At 70.5% G+C, this 22,571-nt stretch carries 13 protein-coding genes; 2 read left to right on the top strand and 11 right to left on the bottom strand.

All coding sequences use genetic code 11. The annotated features are described in order from the left end of the window. Positions 1 to 20: 20 nt before the first annotated feature. From rng to PE066_RS21285, 8 genes are all read right to left on the bottom strand, one after another. Positions 21 to 1,505: a ribonuclease G gene (rng, locus tag PE066_RS21320; RefSeq protein WP_271234516.1), complete on the bottom strand. Its 1,485-nt coding sequence runs from the start codon at positions 1,503 to 1,505 to the stop codon at positions 21 to 23. Between the two features lie 26 nt (positions 1,506 to 1,531). Beyond that, positions 1,532 to 2,131: a Maf family protein gene (locus PE066_RS21315; protein ID WP_271234515.1), complete on the bottom strand. Its 600-nt coding sequence runs from the start codon at positions 2,129 to 2,131 to the stop codon at positions 1,532 to 1,534. A 113-nt stretch (positions 2,132 to 2,244) separates the two neighbouring features. Continuing rightward, complete coding sequence (rlmH, locus tag PE066_RS21310; protein ID WP_271234514.1) at positions 2,245 to 2,712, bottom strand: 23S rRNA (pseudouridine(1915)-N(3))-methyltransferase RlmH; 468 nt, start codon at positions 2,710 to 2,712, stop codon at positions 2,245 to 2,247. Continuing rightward, complete coding sequence (gene rsfS / locus PE066_RS21305) at positions 2,709 to 3,458, bottom strand: ribosome silencing factor (RefSeq protein ID WP_271234513.1); 750 nt, start codon at positions 3,456 to 3,458, stop codon at positions 2,709 to 2,711. The genes rlmH and rsfS overlap by 4 nt, the downstream gene beginning before the upstream one ends. Next, positions 3,458 to 4,072: a nicotinate-nucleotide adenylyltransferase gene (gene nadD, locus PE066_RS21300; RefSeq protein WP_440480556.1), complete on the bottom strand. Its 615-nt coding sequence runs from the start codon at positions 4,070 to 4,072 to the stop codon at positions 3,458 to 3,460. The genes rsfS and nadD overlap by 1 nt, the downstream gene beginning before the upstream one ends. Next, positions 4,063 to 4,974, bottom strand: coding sequence for an oxygen-dependent coproporphyrinogen oxidase (gene hemF / locus PE066_RS21295; protein WP_271234511.1), 912 nt, complete (start codon positions 4,972 to 4,974; stop codon positions 4,063 to 4,065). The genes nadD and hemF overlap by 10 nt, the downstream gene beginning before the upstream one ends. Beyond that, positions 4,974 to 6,254, bottom strand: coding sequence for a phosphoribosylamine--glycine ligase (gene purD / locus PE066_RS21290; protein WP_271234510.1), 1,281 nt, complete (start codon positions 6,252 to 6,254; stop codon positions 4,974 to 4,976). The genes hemF and purD overlap by 1 nt, the downstream gene beginning before the upstream one ends. Next, the gene (locus tag PE066_RS21285) at positions 6,251 to 6,979 is read right to left on the bottom strand and encodes a YebC/PmpR family DNA-binding transcriptional regulator (RefSeq protein ID WP_271234509.1); all 729 of its coding nucleotides are present in this window, start codon (positions 6,977 to 6,979) and stop codon (positions 6,251 to 6,253) included. Before PE066_RS21285 ends, purD begins: the two co-directional genes overlap by 4 nt. Before the next feature lie 75 nt (positions 6,980 to 7,054). Here PE066_RS21285 and PE066_RS21280 point away from each other — a divergent pair, with 75 nt between their 5' ends. Next, positions 7,055 to 8,563: a helicase HerA-like domain-containing protein gene (locus PE066_RS21280; protein ID WP_271234508.1), complete on the top strand. Its 1,509-nt coding sequence runs from the start codon at positions 7,055 to 7,057 to the stop codon at positions 8,561 to 8,563. Positions 8,564 to 8,765: 202 nt separating this feature from the next. Then, positions 8,766 to 9,176 carry a hypothetical protein gene (locus PE066_RS21275; protein ID WP_271234507.1) on the top strand — a complete coding sequence of 137 codons (411 nt, stop codon included), beginning with the start codon at positions 8,766 to 8,768 and terminating at the stop codon, positions 9,174 to 9,176. An 81-nt stretch (positions 9,177 to 9,257) separates the two neighbouring features. On the opposite strand, the gene PE066_RS21270 is transcribed toward PE066_RS21275, so the two are convergent. The 3 genes from PE066_RS21270 to PE066_RS21260 form a co-directional block, all read right to left on the bottom strand. Further along, complete coding sequence (locus tag PE066_RS21270) at positions 9,258 to 12,329, bottom strand: serine/threonine-protein kinase (protein ID WP_271234506.1); 3,072 nt, start codon at positions 12,327 to 12,329, stop codon at positions 9,258 to 9,260. Positions 12,330 to 12,515: 186 nt separating this feature from the next. Next, a complete protein-coding gene (locus tag PE066_RS21265) occupies positions 12,516 to 20,807 on the bottom strand; it encodes a beta strand repeat-containing protein (RefSeq protein ID WP_271234505.1) in 8,292 nt (2,763 codons plus the stop codon). Positions 20,808 to 20,861: 54 nt separating this feature from the next. Beyond that, the gene (locus tag PE066_RS21260) at positions 20,862 to 22,562 is read right to left on the bottom strand and encodes a ShlB/FhaC/HecB family hemolysin secretion/activation protein (RefSeq protein ID WP_271234504.1); all 1,701 of its coding nucleotides are present in this window, start codon (positions 22,560 to 22,562) and stop codon (positions 20,862 to 20,864) included. Between the last annotated feature and the right edge of the window lie 9 nt (positions 22,563 to 22,571).

Raw genomic sequence — 22,571 nt, 5'->3', positions numbered from 1 at the left:
GACTTCCCTGCGAATGGGGCTTAGAGGAGCACGATGTCGTACTGCTCCTGCCCCATCCCGCTTTCGCTTTGCAGCGAGATCGGCTTGCCGATGAAGTCCGACAGGCCGGCCAGGTGCTGGCTTTCCTCGTCCAGGAACAGTTCCACCACCTTGGGCGAGGCGACGATGCGGTACTCGCGCGGGTTGAACTGGCGCGCCTCGCGCAGGATCTCGCGCAGGATGTCGTAGGCCACGGTGCGCGCGGTGCGCACCTGGCCGGCGCCCTGGCAGGACGCGCAGGGCTCGCACAGCATGTGGGCCAGCGACTCGCGGGTGCGCTTGCGCGTCATCTCCACCAGCCCGAGCTGCGAGAAGCCGCCGGCCATGGTCTTGACCCGGTCGCGCCCGAGCTGCTTGCGGAACTCGGCCAGCACCGCATCGCGGTGGTCCTCGCGCTGCATGTCGATGAAGTCGACGATGATGATCCCGCCCAGGTTGCGCAGCCGCAGCTGGCGCGCTATGGCGTGCGCCGCCTCCAGGTTGGTCTTGAAGATGGTGTCGTCGAAGTTGCGCGCCCCGACGAAGCCGCCGGTGTTGACGTCCACCGTGGTCAGCGCCTCGGTCTGGTCGACGATCAGGTAGCCGCCCGACTTCAGGTCGACCCGGCGGCCCAGCGCGCGGGTGATCTCCTCGTCGACGTTGAACAGGTCGAAGATCGGGCGCTCGCCCTTGTACAGCTGCAGCCGCTCGGCCGCCTGCGGCATGAACTCGCGCCCGAACGCCTGCAGCAGCGCGAACTGCTCGCGCGAGTCGATGCGGATGGTCTGGGTCTCCTCGGTCACCAGGTCGCGCAGCACGCGCTGCAGCAGGCTCAGGTCCTGGTGCAGCAGCGAGCCGGCCGGCAGCCGGGTGGCGGCCTCGCGGATGCGCGACCAGGTCTTGCGCAGGTAGGCGATGTCGTCGGCCAGCTCGGCGTCGCTGGCGTCCTCGCCGTTGGTGCGCAGGATGAAGCCGCCGCCGCCCCCGGTGGCCGGCGTGCCCACCAGCGCCTGCAGCCGGGCGCGCAGCGCGTCGCGCTGCTCGTGCGGGATCTTCTGCGACACGCCGACGTGGTCGTCCTGCGGCAGGAACACCAGCAGGCGGCCGGCGATGCTGATCTGGGTGGACAGGCGCGCGCCCTTGGTGCCGATCGGGTCCTTGATCACCTGCACCATCAGCGGCTGGCCCTCGAACACGCGTTTCTCGATCGGGACCGGCGGCTGCGCCTGGCGGCCGTTGCCGGGCTCCTCGTGCGGGCGCGAGCCGTGCAGGTCGGCCACGTGCAGGAAGGCGGCGCGCTCCATGCCGACGTCGATGAAGGCCGACTGCATGCCCGGCAGCACGCGCGCCACCTTGCCCAGGTAGACGTTGCCGACCAGCCCGCGCTCGAGCGTGCGCTCGACGTGCAGCTCCTGCATGGCGCCGCCCTCGATGATGGCGACCCGCGTCTCCTGCGGGGACCAGTTGATCAGTATGTCCTGCTGCATGGAGGGGTCGGGTCTGGAGGCTGGGGCTAGAGGTCGAAGCCGAAGGATTGCAGCAGCATCGCGGTTTCGTGCATCGGCAGGCCCATGATGCCGGAGTAGCTGCCGCTGATGCGGGGAATATACGCGGACGCCTGGCCCTGGATCGCATAGGCCCCGGCCTTGCCCAGGGGTTCGCCGCTGGCCACGTAGCGGCGGATCTGCGCCGGCGTCAGCCGCGAGAACGTCACGTGCGAATCGCTCAGGGCCTCGCGCCGCGTGCGCCCGCGCTGGATCGCCACCGCGGTCAGCACCCGGTGGCTGCGGCCCGAGAGCTCGTGCAGCATGGCGGCCGCCTCGGCCTCGTCGGCCGGCTTGCCGAAGATCGTGCGCCCCAGCGCCACCGTGGTGTCCGAGCACAGCACCGGCGCCGGCGGCAGGCCGCGGCGCTGCAGCCGCTGCATCGCCGCATCGAGCTTGAGCCCGGTGACGCGGCGCACGTAATGCGCCGGCGCTTCGTTCGGCAACGCGGCTTCGATGGACTCGGTGTCCTCATCGGGATCGGGCAGCAGCAACTCGTGGGCCACGCCGAGCTGCTCCAGCAACTGCCGGCGGCGCGGGCTCTGGGAGGCGAGGTAGATGAAGGTCATGCCGGACAGGTGGTCCTCAAACGCGTTGCGCTGGATCCTCCGCCTGCGCGGAGGATGCGGAAAAGGGGCGCCCGTCATTCCCGCGAAGGCGGGTGCGGGGGGCGGCCCCTGGGCTATTCACGGTGGTACGGGTGCCCCGCGTTGATCGACCAGGCCCGGTACAACTGCTCCACCAGCAGCACCCGCACCATGGCGTGCGGCAGGGTCAGGTCGGACAGGCGGATGCGCTCGTGGGCGGCGGCGCGAAATGCCGGATCGAGGCCGTCGGGCCCCCCGATCACCAGGGCCACGTCGGCGGCCTCGAGCTGCCAGTCCTTCAGCCTGGAAGCGAGCGCCGCGGTCGTCAGTGCCGTGCCACGCTCGTCCAGAGCCACCACCCGGGCGCCGCGCGGGATCGCCGCCTCGATGCGCTCGCGCTCGGCGGCCTGCAGTTGCTCCACGGTGCGCGAGCCGCGCGGCTCGGTCTTGACCGCCTTCAACTCGACCCGCAGCTCGGACGGGAAGCGCTTGGCGTAGTCGTCCCAGGCCGCGGACGCCCAGTCGGGCACCCGCTGGCCGACGGCGACGACGCGCAGCCTCATGCCTTGCGCGTCGGCGCCTTGGCTGCGGAGGTCTTGCGTGCAGGAGCCTTGGCGGCGGCCTTGCGCGGCGCGGCACCCGCGGAGGTGGACTTGCCCGCGGCCTTGGCCGGTGCCTTGGCCGGTGCCTTGGCCGGTGCCTTGGCCGGTGCCTTGGCCGGCGTGGTCCGCGCCTTCTTCACGGCTGCAGACGGGGCTGCAGCCGACCGGGATGCCGCCTTTTTCGCGGCAGGCGCTGCGGCCGCCTTCTTCGCCGGCCGGGCCTTGCCGTCCAGCTTGTCGGCCTGGGCCGCGGCCACCTTCACCGCGCTGCTGCGCCTGAGGCTGGTCGGTGCAGCCGCCTTGCGGGGAGCGGCCGGCGCGCTCGCCATGGGCTTGGCCGCGCCCAGCTTCAGCCGCACCGGCTTGTCGCCCCAGATCTCCTCGAGGTGGTAGTAGTTGCGGATCGCCGGCTGCATGATGTGGGCCACGGCGGGACCGCAGTCCACGATGATCCATTCGCCGTTTTCCTCGCCTTCCACCCGCGGCTTGGGAAAGCCCGCTTCGCGCACCGAATCGCGCACGCTGGCGGCCAGTGCCTTGGTCTGGCGGTTGGAGGTCCCGGAGGCGACGATCACCCGCTCGAACAACGGCGAGAGGTGCTCGGTGTCGAAGACCCGGATGTCCTGCGCCTTCACGTCCTCCAGGCCATCGACGATGGCACGCTGGAGGCGTTGGGTGTCTTTCTTGGCGCTGCTGGTCTGGGTCATCAAGTATTGGAGTAAAGGTGGTGCCGGGCAATATAACTTGCGACGCCGTCCGGAACCAGCGCCGTGATGTCCTGCCCGGCTTGCACACGGGCCCGGATCTGGGTGGCGCTGACGGGCATGGGCGGGAGCTCGACCGACAGGTAGCGGCCGCCCGGCAGGGTCGCGGCGTCGAACGGCGGCGCATCGGGGTCGGGCCGCGCGCGCGCGGCCACCGCCGGCAACGCCAGCTTGACGATCTCGCCGCTCTGGTGCCAGCCGTGCAGCGCTTCGGCCTGGTCGGCGCCGATCACCAGCAGCAGCTCGGCCTGCGGGTGCTCGGCGCGCAATTGCCTGAGCGTGTCGATGGTGTAGGTCGGCCCTGCGCGGCGCAGCTCGCGGTCGTCGATCACCGCCTGCGGCAGGCCGCCGAAGGCCTCGCGGGCCATCGCCAGCCGGTGCTCGCCGGCGGTCAGCGCACGCGACTTGTGCCAGGCCTGGCCGGTCGGGAACACGCGCAGCTCGTCCAGCCGCAGCTGGCGGATGGCGGCGCCGGCCAGCGCGACGTGGGCCAGGTGCGGCGGATCGAAGGCGCCACCGAAGACGCCCAGGCGGTAGGCAGCGCTGGTCAAACCCACTCCCGCGGCGGCAGGAACCGGGCGTAGAGCTCGGCCTCGGGGCTGCCGGGCTCGGGCTCCTGCCGGTAGGCCCAGCTGCACTGGGGCGGCATCGACAGCAGGATGGACTCGGTGCGTCCGCCCGATTGCAGGCCGAAGTGGGTGCCGCGGTCCCAGACCAGGTTGAACTCCACGTAGCGGCCGCGCCGGTACAGCTGGAAGGCGCGCTGGCGCTCGCCGTAGGGCGTGTCCTTGCGCCGCTCCAGGATGGGCAGGTAGGCGCTCAGGAAGGCATCGCCCACCGAGCGGATCATGGCGAAGCCGCCGTCGAAGCCGAGATCCGAGACGTCATCGAAGAAGATGCCGCCGATACCGCGCGCCTCGTTGCGGTGCTTCAGGAAGAAGTACTCGTCGCACCACTTCTTGTAGCGCGGGTAGCGGTCCGGGCCGAACGGCTCCAGCGACTGCTGGCAGACCCAGTGGAAGTGCTCGGCGTCGTCCTCGAAGCCGTAGCAGGGCGTGAGGTCCATGCCGCCGCCGAACCAGAACGCGGGCGCACCGTTGGCCGGCGCTGCCGAGATCATGCGCACGTTCATGTGCACCGTCGGCGCATACGGGTTGCGCGGATGGAACACCAGCGACACCCCCAGCGCCTCGAACGGCGCGCCGGCCAGCTCGGGCCGGTGCTGGGTGGCCGAGGGCGGCAGGCTGGGGCCGCGCACGTGCGAGAAGCCGCAGCCGGCGCGCTCCAGCACCGGCCCCTGCTCCAGGATCATGGTCAGGCCATTGCCTTGCAGCGGCTCGCCCGGCGCCTTCTCCCAGGCATCGGCCAGGAAGGGGGTGCCATCGATGGCCGTGCAGGCCGCGGTGATGCGCTGCTGCAGGCCCAGCAGGTAGCTGCGGACGTCGTCGACGGCGTGCATCAGGCCTGGGCGGCGCGGTGGCCGATGTCGCGACGGTACTGCGCGCCGTCGAAGTGGATGGCCTGCACCGCCTGGTAGGCGCGCTGCTGGGCCGCCTTGACGCTGTCGGCCAGGGCGGTGACGCACAGCACGCGGCCGCCGCTGGTGACGAGTCGCCCGTCCTCGATCGCCGTGCCGGCGTGGAACACCATGGTGTCGGCGGTCTCCTTCGGCAGGCCGCGGATCGCGTCCCCCTTGCGCGGGTCGAGCGGATAGCCGGCGGCCGCCATCACCACGCCCAGCGCCGTGCGGCGGTCCCAGTCCAGCTCGACCTGGTCGAGCGTGCCCGCAGTGGCGGCCATCAGCACCTCGTACAGGTCGGACTTCAGGCGCATCAGGATCGGCTGGGTCTCGGGATCGCCCATGCGGCAGTTGAACTCCAGCGTCTTGACGCGTCCTTCGCGGTCCACCATCAGGCCGGCATAGAGGAAGCCGGTGTAGGGTACGCCGTCCCTGGCCATGCCCTGCACGGTCGGCAGGATCACCTCGCGCATGGCGCGCGCATGCACTTCCGGCGTGACCACCGGCGCCGGCGAGTAGGCCCCCATGCCGCCGGTATTGGGGCCGGCATCGCCGTCGAGCAGGCGCTTGTGGTCCTGGCTGCTGGCCAGGGCCGTGACGTTGCGGCCGTCGCACAGCACGATGAAGCTGGCTTCCTCGCCGGTCAGGAACTCCTCGATCACGACCCGGGCGCCGCCCGCGTTGTGGGCCACGCCCAGGCGGTTGTCCAGCAGCATGAAGTCGATCGCCTCGTGCGCCTCGGCGGCGGTCATCGCCACCACCACGCCCTTGCCGGCCGCCAGGCCGTCGGCCTTGACCACGATCGGCGCACCCTTGCGGTCCACGTAGGCATGGGCCTCGCCCGCGTCGGTGAAGGCCTGGTACTCGGCGGTGGGGATGCCGTGGCGCTGCATGAAGGCCTTGGAGAAGGCCTTGGAGCTTTCCAGTTGCGCCGCCGCCTTCGTGGGGCCGAACACCCGCAGCCCGTGGGCGCGGAAGTCGTCGACCACCCCGGCCGCCAGCGGCGCCTCGGGCCCGACCACGGTCAGCGCGATCTTCTGCGCCAGCGCCCAGTCGCGCAGCGCGGCCAGGTCGGTGATGGGGACGTTCTCCAGCCGCGGATCGACCGCCGTGCCGCCGTTGCCGGGCGCCACGTAGACCGCCTGCACCCTGGGGGACTGCGCCAGCTTCCAGGCCAGCGCGTGCTCGCGGCCGCCGCCGCCGATGACGAGGACTTTCATTCGGAGGGCAGGGACGCGTTGTGGAACACATCCTGCACGTCGTCCAGGTCCTCCAGCATGTCGAGCAGCTTCTGCATGCGGGCCGCATCGTCGCCCGCGAGCTCGATGGTGTTTTCGGGCCGCATGGTGACCTCGGCCACCTCGGGCTTGAGGCCCGCGGCCTCCAGCGCATTCTTGACCGCCTCGAAGTCGGCCGGCGCGGTGAGCACCTCGATGGCGCCGTCCTCGTCGCTGACCACGTCCTCGGCGCCGGCCTCCAGCGCCACTTCCATCACCCGGTCCTCGCTGGTGCCGGGGGCCAGGATGAGCTGGCCGACGTTGCGGAACTGGAACGCGACCGAGCCTTCCGTGCCCAGGTTGCCGCCGTACTTGCTGAACGCGTGCCGCACCTCGGCCACGGTGCGGACCTTGTTGTCGGTCATGGTGTCCACGATCACCGCGGCGCCGCCGATGCCGTAGCCCTCGTAGCGGATCTCCTCGTAGTTCACGCCCTCGAGGTTGCCGGTGGCCTTGTCGATGTTGCGCTTGACGGTGTCGGCCGGCATGTTGGCGGCCTTGGCCTTGTCCACCGCCAGCCTCAGCCGGGGGTTGGCGTTGAGGTCGCCGCCGCCCTGGCGGGCCGCCACCATGATCTCGCGGATCACCCGCGTCCAGATGCGGCCGCGCTTCTCATCCTGCCGCCCCTTGCGGTGCTGGATGTTGGCCCATTTGCTGTGTCCGGCCACTTCTCTGCCTTTCGGTGCCCTGCACTGCCCGTGCATTGCTATATTGCTGTGGACCCGGATTCTACTTTTCGACCCATGGCCGACCCGCTGCTGATCGCCAAGAACGGTGACACCGAATGCTTCCTGCTGCCGGGCCTGGCCAATCGCCACGGCCTGGTCACCGGGGCCACCGGCACCGGCAAGACCGTGACCCTGCAAACCCTGGCCGAAAACTTCTCGCGCATCGGCGTGCCGGTGTTTATGGCCGACGTCAAGGGCGACCTGACCGGCATCAGCCAGGCCGGCCAGATGCCGGAGAAGATGGCCAAGGTCGTGCAGGAGCGCGGCCTGCCCTTGCCGGAGGCCGCCGCCTGCCCGGTGACGCTGTGGGACGTGTTCGGCGAACAGGGCCACCCGGTGCGCGCCACCGTCTCCGACATGGGGCCGCTGCTGCTGGCGCGCATGCTGGACCTGAACGACACGCAGGCCGGCGTGCTGAACCTGGTCTTCAGGATCGCCGACGACAACGGCCTGCTGCTGCTGGACCTGAAGGACCTGCGATCCATGCTCCAGCACGTGGCCGACAACGCGGCGCAGTTCCGCACCCAGTACGGCAACGTCAGCGCCGCCAGCGTCGGCGCCATCCAGCGCGGGCTGCTGCAGATCGAGTCGCAGGGCGGCGACCGCTTCTTCGGCGAGCCGATGCTGGACATCGGCGACTTCATGCAGACCGTGAGCGGCAAGGGCGTGGTCAACATCCTGGCCGCCGACAAGCTGCTCAGCTCGCCGCGCCTCTACGCCACCTTCCTGCTGTGGATGCTGTCCGAGCTGTTCGAGACGCTGCCCGAGGTCGGCGACCCGGACAAGCCCAAGCTGGTGTTCTTCTTCGACGAGGCCCACCTGCTGTTCAAGGACGCGCCCACCGTGCTGGTCGAGCGCATCGAGCTGGTCGTGCGGCTGGTGCGGTCCAAGGGCGTGGGCGTGTATTTCGTGACGCAGAACCCGATCGACATCCCCGACACGGTGCTGGCGCAACTGGGCAACCGGGTGCAGCACGCGCTGCGCGCCTTCACCCCGCGCGACCAGAAGGCCGTGAAGGCGACCGCCGAAACCATGCGGCCCAAGCCCGGGCTGGACATCCAGGCCGCCATCACCGAGCTGGCGGTGGGCGAGGCGCTGGTCAGCCTGCTGGACGCCAAGGGCCGTCCCAGCATCACCGAGCGCGCCTACGTGCTGCCGCCGGGCAGCCAGATCGGGCCGATCACGCCCCAGCAGCGGCAGGCGCTGATGGCCGGCTCGCTGGTGGCCGGCACCTACGACCAGGCGCAGGACCGCGAGTCGGCCTACGAGAAGCTCAAGCAGCGCGCCGAGCAGGCGCCGGCCGCCGCCTCCTCCGCCGGCGGCGGCGCCACCGACCAGGCGACCGGCAGCGCCATGGGCGGGCTGGGCGACATCCTGTTCGGCTCCACCGGCCCGCGCGGCGGCAAGCGCGAGGGCATGGTGGAAGCCATGGCCAAGTCGGCCGTGCGCACCATGGGCAGCACCGTCGGCCGCGAGATCATCCGCGGCGTGCTGGGCGGGCTGCTGGGCGGCAAGCGCCGCTGAGCTCCACCACGGTCGAAGCCCGACAGCCTGGGGGCCGGCCCGGCCCGGGAGCGCCACGGCACCATCCGCAACCCACCCGCAACCGCCGGCCGGGCGATGGCTCTTTCGGGCCCGAGCTCTTTCGGGTGGCGATCGCCGCCGCCGATGGACCCGCTCCCTAGCATCCTGCTTCAGTGCAGCGGACACAGGCAAGGGAGCGCACATGAGCGGCAGCACAAGCCAACGCATCGAGAAATGGGGCGTGGTGGGCGGCACCCGGATCGCGGGAACCGTCTATGACCGACCGGGCCACATGGATGGAGGGTCAATCGTGACCTCGCCAGTAGTGGAGGTCCGGATGATGGGCGCCGGCGCGTGGCCGGGCCGGTACCCGGTGGCCTTCACCGAGTCGGGCAGCGCCTACCGGCTGGGCGAGCCCTCGCCCTCGTTCGGGACGGACCAGGCGGAGGCCTTCATCCAGTCGCGGCTGCCCGGCCGCACGGGGATCGTCCTCGCGCAGCGCGGCCAGGGCGTCGGCAGGCAGGAAAGCACCACCGTGCGAGCAGCGATCGACAGCGCGTTCCAGCGCTTCGAGCGCATCGAACTGGTCGAGACGAGCTTCAAGCCCATGTAGCGCAGTGCGTTGGGGCAGCCCGGCACGGGCCGGGCTCGCTTCGGCTGCGGACCGGGGGCGTGCCGACCGGAGCGCCGGCCTTCAGTTCTTGCAGTCGTTGCCGGTGGCGCCGGCCTTGAGTGCGACGGGGCCGCTGATGCATTCGCCCAGCTTGATGGCCGCGTTGTTCCACTTGTTGGCCTCGACCGGGTCGCGGCCCATGCCGAGCTGGCCCTTGCCGTAGATGTCGCCCAGGCGCTTGGCGGCGACCCCGCTGCCGGCGGCGGCAGCCCGCTTGTAGGCGCTGACGGCTTCGCTGCCGCGGCCCGCGCTCTCGGCCTGCTGGGCCTGGGCCAGCAGCTGGGCGGCGCTGGCGGCGGGCGCCTTGGCCTGGGCGTCGGCCTTGGCTTTCGCTTCGGCTTCGGCCCGGGTCCGGGCTTCGGCTTCGGCCCTGGCTTTCACGTCGGCTTCGGCCTTGGCCCGGGCTTCCGCTTCGGCCCGGGTCCGGGCTTCGGCCTCGGCCCTGGCCTTGGCATCGGCCTCGGCCCGGGCCTTGGCCTGGGCGTCGGCGTGCCGCCGGGCTTCCGCTTCGGCCTTGGCCTTCGCCTCGGCGTCCGCCCGGGACTTCGACTCCGCTTCGGCCCTGGACCTGGCTTCGGCGTCCGCCTTGGACTTGGCCTCGGCCTGGCGCCGGGCGTCGTCGGCCTTGCGCGCCTCGTCCTGCTTGCGGGCGTCCTCTTCCTTCTTCTTCGCTTCGTCGGCCTTCCTGCGGGCCTCTTCTTCCTTCCTGCGGGCCTCTTCGGCCTTGGCCGGATCTTCCTGCCGGGCCGCGGGCGCGGCCGGCGCGGCGGCAGGCGGTGGCGGCGCGGCCTTGGCCGGCTCGTCCAGCCGCGGCGCCTCGGGCGGCTTGACCGTGGCCTTGGCCACCGTGTCGTCCTGAGGCTTGCCGCCACCCGACAGCATCATCACGCCGCCGCCGATCAGGCCCAGCACCACCACGCCGGCGATGGCCATGGGCATGGCCTTGGACTTCGGCTGCGCCGGTGCGGTCGCGGTGGACCTAGCCGGCTCCTGGCTCGCCGGTGCGGCGGCCGGCTGGACCCGGGCCTGTTCGGCCGCCTTGCGCGCCGCCTGCTCGGCAGCCTGGCGGGCGGCTTCGGCGGCCTTGGCCTCGGCGGCCTTGAGGCGCGCCTCCTCTTCGGACTTCGCCCTCGCGTCTGCCTCGGCCTTGCGCCGGGCTTCGGCGTCGGCCTTGGCTTTCGCCTCCGCCTCGGCCCTGGTCTTCGCCTCCGCCTTGGCCTTGGCGTCCGCGTCGGCTTTGGCCTTCGCCTGGGCCTCGGCCCGGGCCTTCGCTTCCGCTTCCGCCTGGCGCTGGGCTTCGGCTTTGGCCCTGGCCTCGGCTTCTGCCTTGGCCTTGGCCTTGGCCTTGGCTTCCGCTTCGGCCTCGGCCCGCGCCTTCGCCCTGGCTTCGGCTTCGGCCGCCTCGGCCCGGGCCTGCGCTTCCGCCCTGGCGCGAGCCTCTGCTTCGGCCTTGGCTTTGGCCTCTGCTTCGGCCTGGGCCTTGGCCTCGGCCGCCGCCCTCGCCTTGGCTTCCGCTTCCGCTTCCGCCTTGGCGCTGGCTTCCGCTTCCGCCTTCGCCCGGGCTTCCTGCTCGGCCTTCAGCCGGGCCTGGGTTTCGGCCTGGCGACGGGCTTCTTCAGCGGCACGGGCTTCGGCCTCCTTGCGCTCGGCTTCGGCGCGCTCGACTTCGCGGGCCGCGGCGGCGGCGCGGGCCTCGGCGGCACGCGCCTCTTCCGCGGCCTTGGCGGCCATGGCGTCGGGCACGGCCGCGGGCGTCTTGCCCGGCTGGCTGGCGCCGGCGCCGGTGCCCGTGCGAAATGCCATCACGGTGGCGTCGTCGGGCGACACCACCACCTGCTTGTCGGCCAGCTTCAGGCTGCCGGACATGCCGGCCGTGCCGCCGCTCCCGTACGTCCCCGAGCCGCCCGCGGTGCCGCCACCCGGCGGGCGGGTCAGGTGGCCGGGCAGCCGGGTGGCTTCATCGTCGTCGTCGCCCCCGCCGGTGCGCGCCGCCGGCTCGGCGCTGCTGGTGTCATGGCCCAGCTTCTTGAGCCGGCGCTGCGCCAGCGCCGCGAACTTGCCGGCGGGGAACTGTTCGAGGAAATCGACGAAGTCGTGCGCATCCTCGGAATCCTTGATGTCCTTCCAGTACTCGAGCTCCAGCTCCAGGTTGATGGTGGAAGGGGCGGTGGCGGCGCTTGGGTCACCGGCCGCGGCGACGGGCGCGGGAGTGGCCGGCACGGCCCCACCGCTGGCGCCGCCCGCGTGGGTGCTGGCGCCGCCGCCGCGCTGGCCGGCGGCCTTGAGCGAAACCGCGAACTCGCGCGCGGTGGAAAAGCGCTCGTCGCGGTTCTTGGCCAGCGCCTTGGCGACCACCGCGTCCAGCGCCTTGGGCAGGCGCGGGTTGTGGTAGGTCGGCGGCGGCGGCACCGCGCTGACGATCTGGTGGATGATGGCGAACGGGTTGTCGCCGTCGAACGGCCGCACGCCGGTCAGCAGCTCGTACAGCACGATGCCGGTGCTGAACAGGTCGGAGCGCGAATCGACCCGCTGGCCCTGCGCCTGCTCGGGCGACATGTAGCGCGGCGTGCCGATGCCGCCGGCGCCCAGCTGGGTCTTGTTGGCGGCGTCCGGGTCCTGGATGCGGGCCACGCCGAAGTCGGTGAGCTTGACCCGGCCCTTCTCGATCAGCATGTTGGCCGGTTTGATGTCGCGGTGCACGATGTTGTTCTCGTGCGCGTGGTCCAGCGCGGACAGCAGGTCCAGGATCATCGCCATCGACGCCTGCGGGCTGTAGCGCTCGCCGCGGTCGAGGTGGTCCTTGAGGTCGTCGCCCTCGATGTACTGCATCACCAGGAAGGCGACGCCCTCGTGCCGGCCGAAGTCGAACACCGGCACGATGTTCGGGTGCAGCAGCCGCGCGGCCGCCAGCGCCTCGGTGCGGAAGCGCGACTCGTACTCCTCGGCCGCCTTGGAGTCGAGGTTCTCGACGATGATGGTCTTGATCGCCACCCGGCGCTGCAGCACCGAGTCCCTGCCCTCATAGACCAGGCCCATCGCGCCCTTGCCGAGGGTGCGGATGATGTCGTAGCGGCCGAGTTTCTTGACGGTCACGGGCAAGCGGGCGGGTTGAGCCGAGTTTAAGCTCTGCCGTTCCCAGCAGCCAGCCAGCGGCGGCGCAGGAATTCACGGGATGGCGCGCCCTGCGAACCGTGTGTGGTGCCCGCGCCAATCACGTCGCCGATGACCATGCAAAGGGGCGCCGAAGCGCCCCCTTTGCATGAGCCGGACGAACGTCCGTCAGTTGCACTGCTGCGAGTTGGCCTGCTCGCCCGCGCACTTGGGCAGCCGCACCGCCAGGTTGCTGAAGTTCAGCGGCGCGGTGATGCCTTCCATGTCGATGCCGCCGAACAGCACCAGGTCCTCCACCGCACCAACGCCGACGTTGCGCTTCAGCTCGTGCAGGAACTCGCGCACCATCTCGGCCCGGCTCGCGCCCACGCCGTCCTGCGCATCCGACAGGATCCGGCGCGTGACCGCGTCGGAGCTGACGTTGCCGGCCAGCCAGGCCTTGAAGGCGCCCGTGATGGTGACGCTCAGGTTGGGCGTGGCCGGGTTGACCCACATCGGATCGGCCTGCGTGTTCACGTTGCCCTCGTCCACCTGCATCGTGATGCCGCCGGTGGCCAGCACGCCGGATTGCCCGCCGCGCGTGGTCGAGGAGTTCAGGAACGTCGCGTCACCCTTGCTCACCTTGACGTCCAGCTTGGCCACCTGCGAGAAGTTGGCCGCGTCGACCGTCAGCGCGCCGGCGGAGTTCAGCGTCACGTTGGCGCTCGGGGCCACCGTCATCTGGTTGATGACGAACGGCGTGGCGGCGCTGGTGTCCGCCAGCGTCACGCTGGTGGCGCCGCCATCGACCTTCACCGCGCCGGCGTAGTTGCCCGCCACGTCGATCGTGCCGGCGCCGTTCAGGCGCAGGGTGGTGCCGTCGCCGATGGTCGCGTTGCCAGCCGTCAGGCTGCCGCCGGCCTCGAGCGTGGAATTCGCCGCCGTGGCCAGCGCGCCGGTGTAGCTCTGGGCGCCGGTGGTCTTGACGTTGCCGCCGAACGTTGCCGTGCCGGCGCTGGTGATGCTGGCCGCTTCGAGCGCGCCACCGGTCGTCAGCGTGCCGTTGTTGGTGATCGCCGCGGCGGCGAACTTCTGGGCTGCCGCGCCGGTGTTCAGCGTGGCGCCGCCGCCGATCGCCACCGTGGTGGCGCTGGCCAGCCGGTTGGCCGCGTTGCCCAGTTGCAGCGTACCGCCGTTGACGTTGACCGTGGTCGCGTCCGACGTGCCGTTCAGCGTGCTGGTGCCGCCCACCTGGTTCAGGGTCCCCGCGCCCAGGTTGGCGTTGACGGTGCCGCCGTTCAGGTTGTACGTGGCGGCCGTCAGCTTGCCGGCGCCGGCCAGCGTGCCGGCCAGGTTGGCGGTGGCGACGGTGTCGGTGTAGCCGTCGAGATCCAGCGTCCCAACGACGCCCACCGTGACGGTAGCGCTGTCGGCCAGGCGGTTGGTCGAGCCCAGCTTGAGGGTGCCGCCGCTCACGTTGACGGCGCCCGCGCTCGTGGCACCGTTCAGCAGCGTCGTGCCGCTGACCTGGTTCAGCGTACCGGCGCCGAACGTCGCATCGACCGTGCCGCCGTTCAGGTTGTAGACCGCCGCGGTGATGGCGCCGCTGGTGGTGCCGTTGGTGCCGGCGGTGAAGGTGCCGATGCCGGTGGCGTTGGCGATGGACGCGGTGCCGGACGAGGCGATCGTCAGGTTGTTGCCGTTGCCGGTGAGCCCCGTCAGTACCGTGATGTTTCCGTTGCCGGTGCTGGAAAGCGTGGAGGCCGCCGTCAGCGTCAGCCCGCCGTTGTAGTTCTGGGTGGTGGCGGTGGTCACATTGCCTCCCAGGCTCGCCGCCCCGGTTGCCGCCAGGCTACCCGCGGAGATGTCGGCGCCGCCCGCCGTGGTCAGCGTCGTGCCCGTCTTCAGCGCACCGGTGACCGTGACAGCGCCACCGAAGCTCGCACTGCTGCCGGCGTCGATCGAGTCGGCGGCCAGGGTGCCACCGGTGGACAGCGACCCGGTGGTCCTGACCGCACCCGTGGCGTTGGCGTTGCCCGTCAGGTTGGCGCTATTGGCGCTGAGATTCACGGTGGAGAGGATCCCGCCGACACCCAGTGCACCCGCGACGTCGATGTCACCCAGCGTGCCGACAAAGCCGGTGACCTCGAGTCCGCCGTTGGTCTGCTCCAGGTTGTTGACGTTGTCGATCGAAGCTGCCACGACGCCGCCCTTGGTGGTCAAGGTCAGGTCCTTGCCGCCGCCGGCGAGATCGCCGAGGCTGATCGCCGTGTCGGCCGTGTCCATGAGCGTCACGCTGGCCGTCAGTGTCGTCGTCGCCTTGTAGGTCTGGCCCGCCGTCGTCGTCACGTCGCCGCCCAGCGAGGCCGTGCCAGTGGTCGTCACGCTCTTGGCCGAGAGCTTCGTGCCGACGCTGGTGGTCAGCCCGGCCACATCAACCGTGCCGGCCGTCACCCCGCCCTTGCTGGTGAGCGTCAGGCTGTTGGCACCCCCGGTCACGTTGCCCAGGCTGAGTGCCGTGTCGGCCGTGTCGCTCAGGGTGACTCCGGCTTCCAGCGTGGTGAATCCATAGGTCTGTCCTGCGCTGGTCGTCACGTCGCCGCCCAGCGTCGTCGCACCCGCCGTCACGCTGGTTGCGCCGATGTTGCCGCCCGTCTTCAGCCCATGGGTCACCGACAGCACGCCCAGATCGCTAAACGTGCTGGCGATGGTCGTGTCGCCGCTGGTCACCGTCAGGTTCTTGCCGGCACCGGTGACTGCACCGAGCTTGATTTCGTTGACTCCCGCGCCCGAGGCCAGCGTCACGTTCGCGCCCAGGGTCGTGCCGCCGGTGTAGGTCTGACCTGCAGTGCCCGTGGTCGTCACATCGCCGCCCAGCGTCGTCGCACCCGCCACCGCCACGCTCACCGCGCCCAGGTCACCCGTGGTGTCCAGCGTCTGGTTGGCCACCAGCGCACCGATGCCCGAGCTCGTGCCCAGCGTGGCCTTGCCCGTCAGCGTCAGGTTGTTGCCACCGCCGGTGATCGCACCCGTGCTGATCCTCTTGGCCGCACCCGCATCCAGCGCAACTGCCGGAGCGTTCAGCGTCAGGCTGCCGTAGGTCTGGTCGCCCGAGGTGGTGACATTGCCGCCCAGGCTCGCCGCGCCGCCCACGTTCACGCTGTTGGCCGTGACTGCGCCCGTGGTGGTCAGCGACTGGTTCGCCGTGAGCACGTCGACACCGGTGATGCCGCTGGTGGTGGCTGCACCCGTGAGCGTCAGGTCCTTGCTGTTGCCCGTCACCGCGCCCAGCTTGATCGGGTTGGCCGCCCCGGCGTCCAGCGTGAGGTCGGCGTTCAGCACCGTGCCGCCGCTGTAGACCTGGCCGGCCGCGTCCGTGGTCGTGACGTTGCCGCCTAGCGTGGCCACGCCCGCGACCGCCACGCTGGTGGCCGTCACCGCGCCCGTGGTGGTCAGCGACCGGTTGGCCGTGAGCACGCCGGCGCCGGTGATCGCGCCCGTGGTTGCAACGCCGGTCAGCGTCAGGTTCCTCGCATTGCCAGTGACCGCACCGGTGCCAATCGCGCCCAGCCCGCCATTGGCGCTGAGCGTCAGGTCCGCGTTGAGCACTGTCGAGCCGAAGCTCAGGTTGCCCGTGCTGGCCGTGACGTTGCCGCCCAGTGTGGCCGCGCCAGTGACATTCACGCTGCCGGCGGACAGGGCCCCGGTGGTGGTCAGTTGGCTGGCGGAGAGAACGTCGACGTTCGTGACCGTGGACAGGGTCGTCACGCCGGTCAGCGTCAGGTCCTTCAAATTGCCGGTCACCACACCGGTGCCGATCGCGCCCAGCCCGCCATTGGCGCTGAGCGTCAGGTCCGCATTGAGCACCGTCGAGCCGAAGCTCAGGTTGCCCGTGCTCGCCGTGACATTGCCGCCCAGCGTGGCCGCGCCAGTGACCGCCACGCTGTTGGCCGTGACTGCGCCCGTGGTCGTCAGCGACTGGTTCGCCGTGAGCACGTCGACACCGGTAATCCCGCTGGTGGTGGCCGCGCCCGTGAGCGTCAGGTCCTTGCTATTGCCCGTCACCGCGCCCAGCTTGATCGGGTTGGCCGCCCCGGCGTCCAGCGTGAGGTCGGCGTTCACCACCGTGCCGCCGCTGTAGACTTGGCCGGCCGCGTCCGTGGTCGTGACGTTGCCGCCCAGCGTGGCCACGCCCGCGACCGCCACGCTGGTGGCCGTCACCGCGCCCGTGGTGGTCAGCGACCGGTTCCCCGTGAGCACGTTGACACCGGTGATGCCGCTGGTGGTGGCCGCACCCGTGAGCATCAGGTCCTTGCTGTTGCCTGTCACCGCACCCAGCCCGATCGTGCCGGCGCCAGCGTTGGCAGAAACCGTGGCATTGCTGTCCAGCGTGGTCGAATCAAAACTTACGTTGCCTATCGTCGCAGTCACGTTGCCGCCCAGCATTGCCGCGCCCGTGACGCTCACGCTGGTACCCGTCACCGCGCCCGTCGTCGTCAGCTGGTTGGCCAGGATGGCACCGCCGCCGATGATGCCGCTAGTGCTGGCCAGGCCAGTCAGCGTCAGGTCCTTGGCGTTGCCCGTCACCGTCCCCAGCCCGATCGTGCCGGCGCCAGCGTTGGCAGAAACCGTGGCGTTGCTGTTCAGCGTCGTGGAGCCGAAGCTCACGTTGCCCGTCGTGGCCGTCACGTTGCCGCCCAGCGCCGCCGCGCCAGTGACGGTCACGCTGGTGGCATTCAGGTTCGTGCCCGCGCTGGTCGTCAGTGCCGCCACGCCAGCCACCACACCGGCGTCCACACCCCCAGTCGTCGTCAGCGTCAGGTCGTTGCCACCGCCTGCCACCGCGCCCAGCACCAACGCGTTGTTGGCCGTGTCCTGCAGTGTCGCATTCCCCGTCAGCGTCGTGCCGCCGCCGTAGCTCTGGCCTGTCAAACCGGTGCCCGCCGTGGTCACGTTGCCGCCCAGCGTCGCCAGGCCGGTGGTCGTGACGCTCTGCGCCGTCAGGTTCGTGCCCTTGCCGGTGGTCAGCGCAGCCACGCCCGCAATGTCGCCCGTGCTGCTCACGCCGCCGGTGGTCGCCAGCGTCAGGTTGTTGCCGCCGCCTGCCACCGAAGTGCCCAGCGCGATCGCCGTGCTGCCCGTGTCGCTCAGCGCGGATGCCGCCGTGAGGGTGGTGGAGCCATACTGCTGGCCACCCTTGGTCGTGGTGATGTTGCCGCCCACGCTCAACGATGCAGCCTTCACGGATTCCGCAACGATGTTGCCCGTCGCCGTGAGGCCATCGCCGAAAGTCATCTGGCCCGCATTGCTGGTCGTGCCCTTGATGCTGGTGTTGCCCTTGGTGACCGTCAGGTTGCCGGCCGACCCGATTCCCGCGAACGTTCCCAGGTCGATCGTGTCGGTGGATTCGCCGGTGTCCAGCGTCACATGCCCGCCCAGCGTCGTGCCATTGCTGTAGTTCTGCGCGCCGCCACTGGTCAGGGTTCCCTTCAGCGTGCTGACGCCGGAGCCACCGGTGATGGTGCCAGCGACGCTGCCGCCGTTGCCGTAGAAGGTCGTCGCGGTTGTGCCTTGCAGATTCTGGATGTTGACGTAAGACAGCGTGCCATCCGCCGTGCCGCCGCCCGCCGAAGTCAGTTCGAAGCTGCTGGCCCCCTTGAGGGTGTTCGTGCCTGCGCCGCCGTCGACCGCGGCGGTGATCGCGGGCGCGCCGCTGAAATCGAAGGTGTCGTCGCCGTTGCGGCCCGAGACGGAGGTGCCCGAACCCGAGGTGATGCCAGCCGTGGTGGAGAACGTGCCGCCCGCGCTCCCCACCAGGGCGTCCTTGCCGACGACGATGGTGGTTCCCCCGGCGGCGTTGACAGCAGCGCCCAACCTCACATCGCGGGTGGCGGTGAGATCGACGCTGCCGGCGGTCGCTGTGATCGTCCCTTTAGCCGTGGTGGTGATGTCACCCGTCGCTCCGGATGCATTGATTACGACGCCCGCGCCCGCGCCCTGGACGGCCGCATCGATCGCGATGGCGCCTTGCGCGTAGATGTTGACCGTTCCGCCGCTAGTCAACGGACCGGAGACTGCAAGGGTTCCCGAGGTGTCCCTGATGAGAACAGCGCCACCCGCCGAGATCGCACCGACGGTGTCGATCGAGTTGCCTACTGCGCTCAGGTCGAAGAAGCCGGTCATGTTGGCCTGGACGGTCCCTGCCGTCAGCACGCCCGTCTGACTGAGCGAACTGGCCGTGACGTCCAGCGTGCCGGTGAGCGTCGTCGTGTTCAGCGTGATCGCCTTGCCAGCCGCATCGATCGTGAGGTTGGCCAGCGCCGTGGTGCTGCCGACGGCGCCGCCGAAGTTGACCGCCCCGCCGCTCGTCTTCACCGTGAGCGACTGCGCGCCCGCGGTAGAACCGTCGATGGTGTCAAAGCCGATGGCGCCGGTGGTACTGCTGATGGTTGAATTGCCGCCGATCGTCACGGCGCCCGTGTAGGTCTGCGCGCTGGTGGTGGTGGTGACGTTGCCGCCGAGGCTGGCGGTCCCCGCGGCGACACTCCCTGCATTGAGGTTGGTGCCAGCGCCGGTCGTGAGGTGCCCCAGGTTGATGAGCGAGTTCGTGGTGGAGGTCCCCACAGAGGTCAGGGAAAGGTCGTTCCCACTGCCATTGATAGCCTGGGCTGTGATGGTGCCAACGGTGGCGTTCAGCGCCGATGCAGCGGTCAGATCCAAGGTCCCCGTGATCCCGATGCTGGCCGCCGTAATGCTTGACCCGAGTTGGTTCGCGCCGCCACCGTTGTTGTTGGTGATCGTCACCGAGCCGGAGCCGGCGTTGATGGCGGCATTGACCGCCACGCGCCCGTTGCCACTTTTCAGGCCGGCCCCCGAATCGTTGGCGGACAGCGTGACGTCACCGTTCGTGGTGGTGATGGAGGCGTTGACATCGATGTTTTCGCCTGCCTGCGCGGTCAGGCCCACGCCGTCCCCGGTCATCGCGACCGCATCGCTGAATGTGATGTCCTTGGTGGCTTGCAGGTAGACCGTCGCGCCGGCGCCATTGATCGTAGCGGGAGCAATGGTGATTGTCGCTCCGGCATCTGCGAACTGGTCCACATCCCCCACCGCGGCCGCCCCGCCCGTGGCCACGATGATGTCGGTGGGATCGAGCAGCCAAGTACCCATCTGGCCATTTGCAGCCGTCGCGTCGACCTTCGCCGAGTCGGCGATCGTCAGGTGGTCCTTGCCGGACGTCTCCACCTTGCCGCCATTGCCGGACTGGGAGCCGGCACGCGCGCTGATCTCGCCACCGACGGCCGTCTGGCCGTCAGACCAGACGACGATCGTGCCGCCGTTGCCGCTCGTGCCCGCGTCTGCATGGATGCGCGCGCCGGTGGCCATGGCCGTGGCCGAAGCGTTCTGCTCGGTGCCCTTGCCCTGCCAGCCCCCGCCCACCAGCACGGTGCCGCCGCCGGCATCCCCGCTGGCGTCGATCACCGATCCGCTGCCCAGGCCAACCTTGTCGCCCAGCACCTCCACCGTGCCGCCGGTCTCCCCCGCATCGTCGCCCTTGGCCTCGATCGTGCCGGTCACCTTGACAATGCCTGTGGCGCCGCCGCTCAGCGTGATCAGCCCGTTGTTCTCGACCACGCTGTTGGCCCGGATCACGCCCGACTGGTTGACGACCGTCGCCAGCGTGTCGCCCACCGCCTGCGCCGCCATCAGCACCTGGCCGCCCTCGGCCACGATCGTGCCGCTGTTGGCCGCGGCCGCATTCACCGCCGCCGAGTCCACGCTGAACTTCACCAGCCCCGCCCCGACCGGATCGACGCTCACGCGCGAGCCCGCCAGCAGCCCCACCGAGCCGCCCTGCGCCGCCTCTATCGTGCCGGCGTTGGCCACCTGCGCCCCGGCCAGGGCCACGTAGCCGGCGCGGATCATCCCGTTGTTGACCACGCTGGCGCCGCTGTCGCCGCTGAACGTGTACTTGCCGGCCATGAAGTCGGCGTTGCTCAGGTTCAGCGTGGAGGCCACCAGACCGCCCACGTTGACCTGCGCGCCCGGCGCGAACAGCACCCCGGCCGGGTTGACCAGGAACACCTGGCCGTTGGCGCTGAGCGTGCCGAAGATCGAGGACACGTCACCGCCCACCACCCGGTTCAGCGCCACCGACGAGGCGCCCGGCTGCAGGAACTGCACCGACTGGCCCGCCCCGATCGAAAAGCTCTGCCAGTTGATCACCGCCTTGTTCGTGCCCTGGTTGAGCACCATCGAGTTGGCGTTGGGCGTGCTGATCGTCACCGCGCCTTGCTGCACAACGCCGCCCTGCGGCAGCGCCAACACCTGGGCCGAGTACACACCCAGCAGCGCGGCCAGCAGTTGCGAGAACAGCCGCCCGGTGCGCACCCGGTACGTCGCGCGCAGCTTGCGCGAGATCTGGACGATGACGGTGCGGATGCCGGTGCGGCCAGCGCGGGCGGTGGGACGGTGGTTCATGGGCGTTCTTTCGTACGGCGCGGGTGGTTCGTTCGGTTCAGGGCTGGGCGGCGCTTACAGCCACTTCTGCAGGGACACCCACACGCGCGGGCGCTTGTCGGGGTCGGTGGCCGGCGCGCGGTCCAGGCGCCAGGCCAGTTGCGTGGTCAGCAGCCAGTTGCCGAAGGTGCCGGCGGTCAGGCCCACGCCGAGCGACTTGAGCGTCTCGCTCGCCTGCGCGGCGAACGGCGCGCCGTCCTGGTTGAACTTCACGTAGCCCCAGTCGTAGAACACGCTGGCGCGCAGCGGGACGGCGGCGGTCCAGCCCCATTGCGGCAGCTGGTGGCTGTATTCCAGCTGCACGATGGCGCCGCTGTCGCCCACCGCTTCGCCCGTGGGGTAGCCGCGCACGCCCGAGGGGCCGCCCAGGCCGATCTTCTCGGCCGAGGTCAGGTTCTTGGAGGCCAGCTGCCCCTGGAACGAGCCGCTCAGGCGGCCGGCCGCCGAGGTGAAGGTGGTGCGCAGGTATTCGACGTTCAGCTTGTTGAACGAGCCGGCGGTGCGCAGCCCGGTGGCGCCCTGGTCCAGCGCGCGGGTGGCCGGGTCGAGCTCGAGGTCGCCCACGGTCAGGTGCGCCGCGTAGCTGTTGAAGGAAGCGCCCAGCGCTTCGTCGACCCAGTTGCCCAGCAGGCTGAAGCGCAACGAGTCGACCTGGCGATCGGCGTTGCTGGGCGGCGTGGTGGTGCGGTCGCTCAGGTCCTTGCGCTCGTACGTGACGGCCGCCAGCAGGTTCCTGCTGCGCGTGCGGATGATCGGCTGGGTCAGCGAGATGCCGTAGATGGTGGCCTCGCCGGTGGCGCCCAGTGCGGCGAACTGCTTGCCCAGCGCGTATTCGGTCTTGGTGAGGTTCAGCCCGAGCTTGGTGGCGTAGCCGCCCAGCGCGGTGCTGTAGCCGATGCGGTACAGCTCGGAGCCCGAGCGCTCGCTGATCTGCACCCGCGCGCTGAGCACGTCGCCGCGGCCGGTCGGGTTGTTCAGGTTGGCGCTGGCGAACACCCGGCTCTGGCCGGCGCTGCGCACCCCGAAGTTGTCGGCGCCGACGGAGCCGTCCATCTTCGGGCCGGCGGACTTGACCATCACCGTGACATCGGCCTCGCCGGTGCTGGCGCCCGGCTCCACCGAAGCCGTGGCGTCGAAGCCGATCAGGTCACGCAGCAGCAGCACCGGCTTGTCGAGGGAAGCCTCGCTGATGGCATCGCCCGCCTTCAGGTGGGTGTGGACGATGGCGCTGGCCAGCGACTGTGAAATGCCGGGGTCCTCGACGCGCACGTTGACCTTGCCGACGCGCGCTTCGAGCACCTGGATGGTCACCGTGCCGCCGGTGGCCTGGAACTGCTGCTCCGGCAGGTAGGCCTCGGTCAGCAGGTAACCCCGCTCGCGGTAGTAGCGACGCACCGCCTGCGCCGCCTTGAGCAGGCCTTCCATGTCGGTGGTCTTGCCGACGAACTCGGCCACCAGCGGCTGCAACTCGCTTTCCGGGTACAGGGTGTTGCCCTGGATGCGGAAGGCCGCGGGCGTCATCCTCACCGTGGTGTTGAACGGCGCCGCGGCCGGGGCCGGCGGCAGCGCCGTGGTGGGGGCTCCGCCGGGCGCCGGGACGGCCGGCAACTGCCTGGGCTCCAGCAAAGTGCCCGCGTCGGGCCGGACCTGTTGGGCCAGCACGGGCAGCGTGCACAGGGTGGCCGCAGCCGCAGCCAGCCAGTTCTTCTTGATCAATTCCTACTC

The sequence above is a fragment of the Ramlibacter tataouinensis genome, assembly GCF_027941915.1.
Classification (GTDB): Bacteria; Pseudomonadota; Gammaproteobacteria; order Burkholderiales; family Burkholderiaceae_C; genus Ramlibacter; species Ramlibacter tataouinensis_C.
The sequence above is the reverse complement of the archived record's forward strand: the minus strand, read 5'-3'. Positions and strand labels throughout refer to the sequence as shown.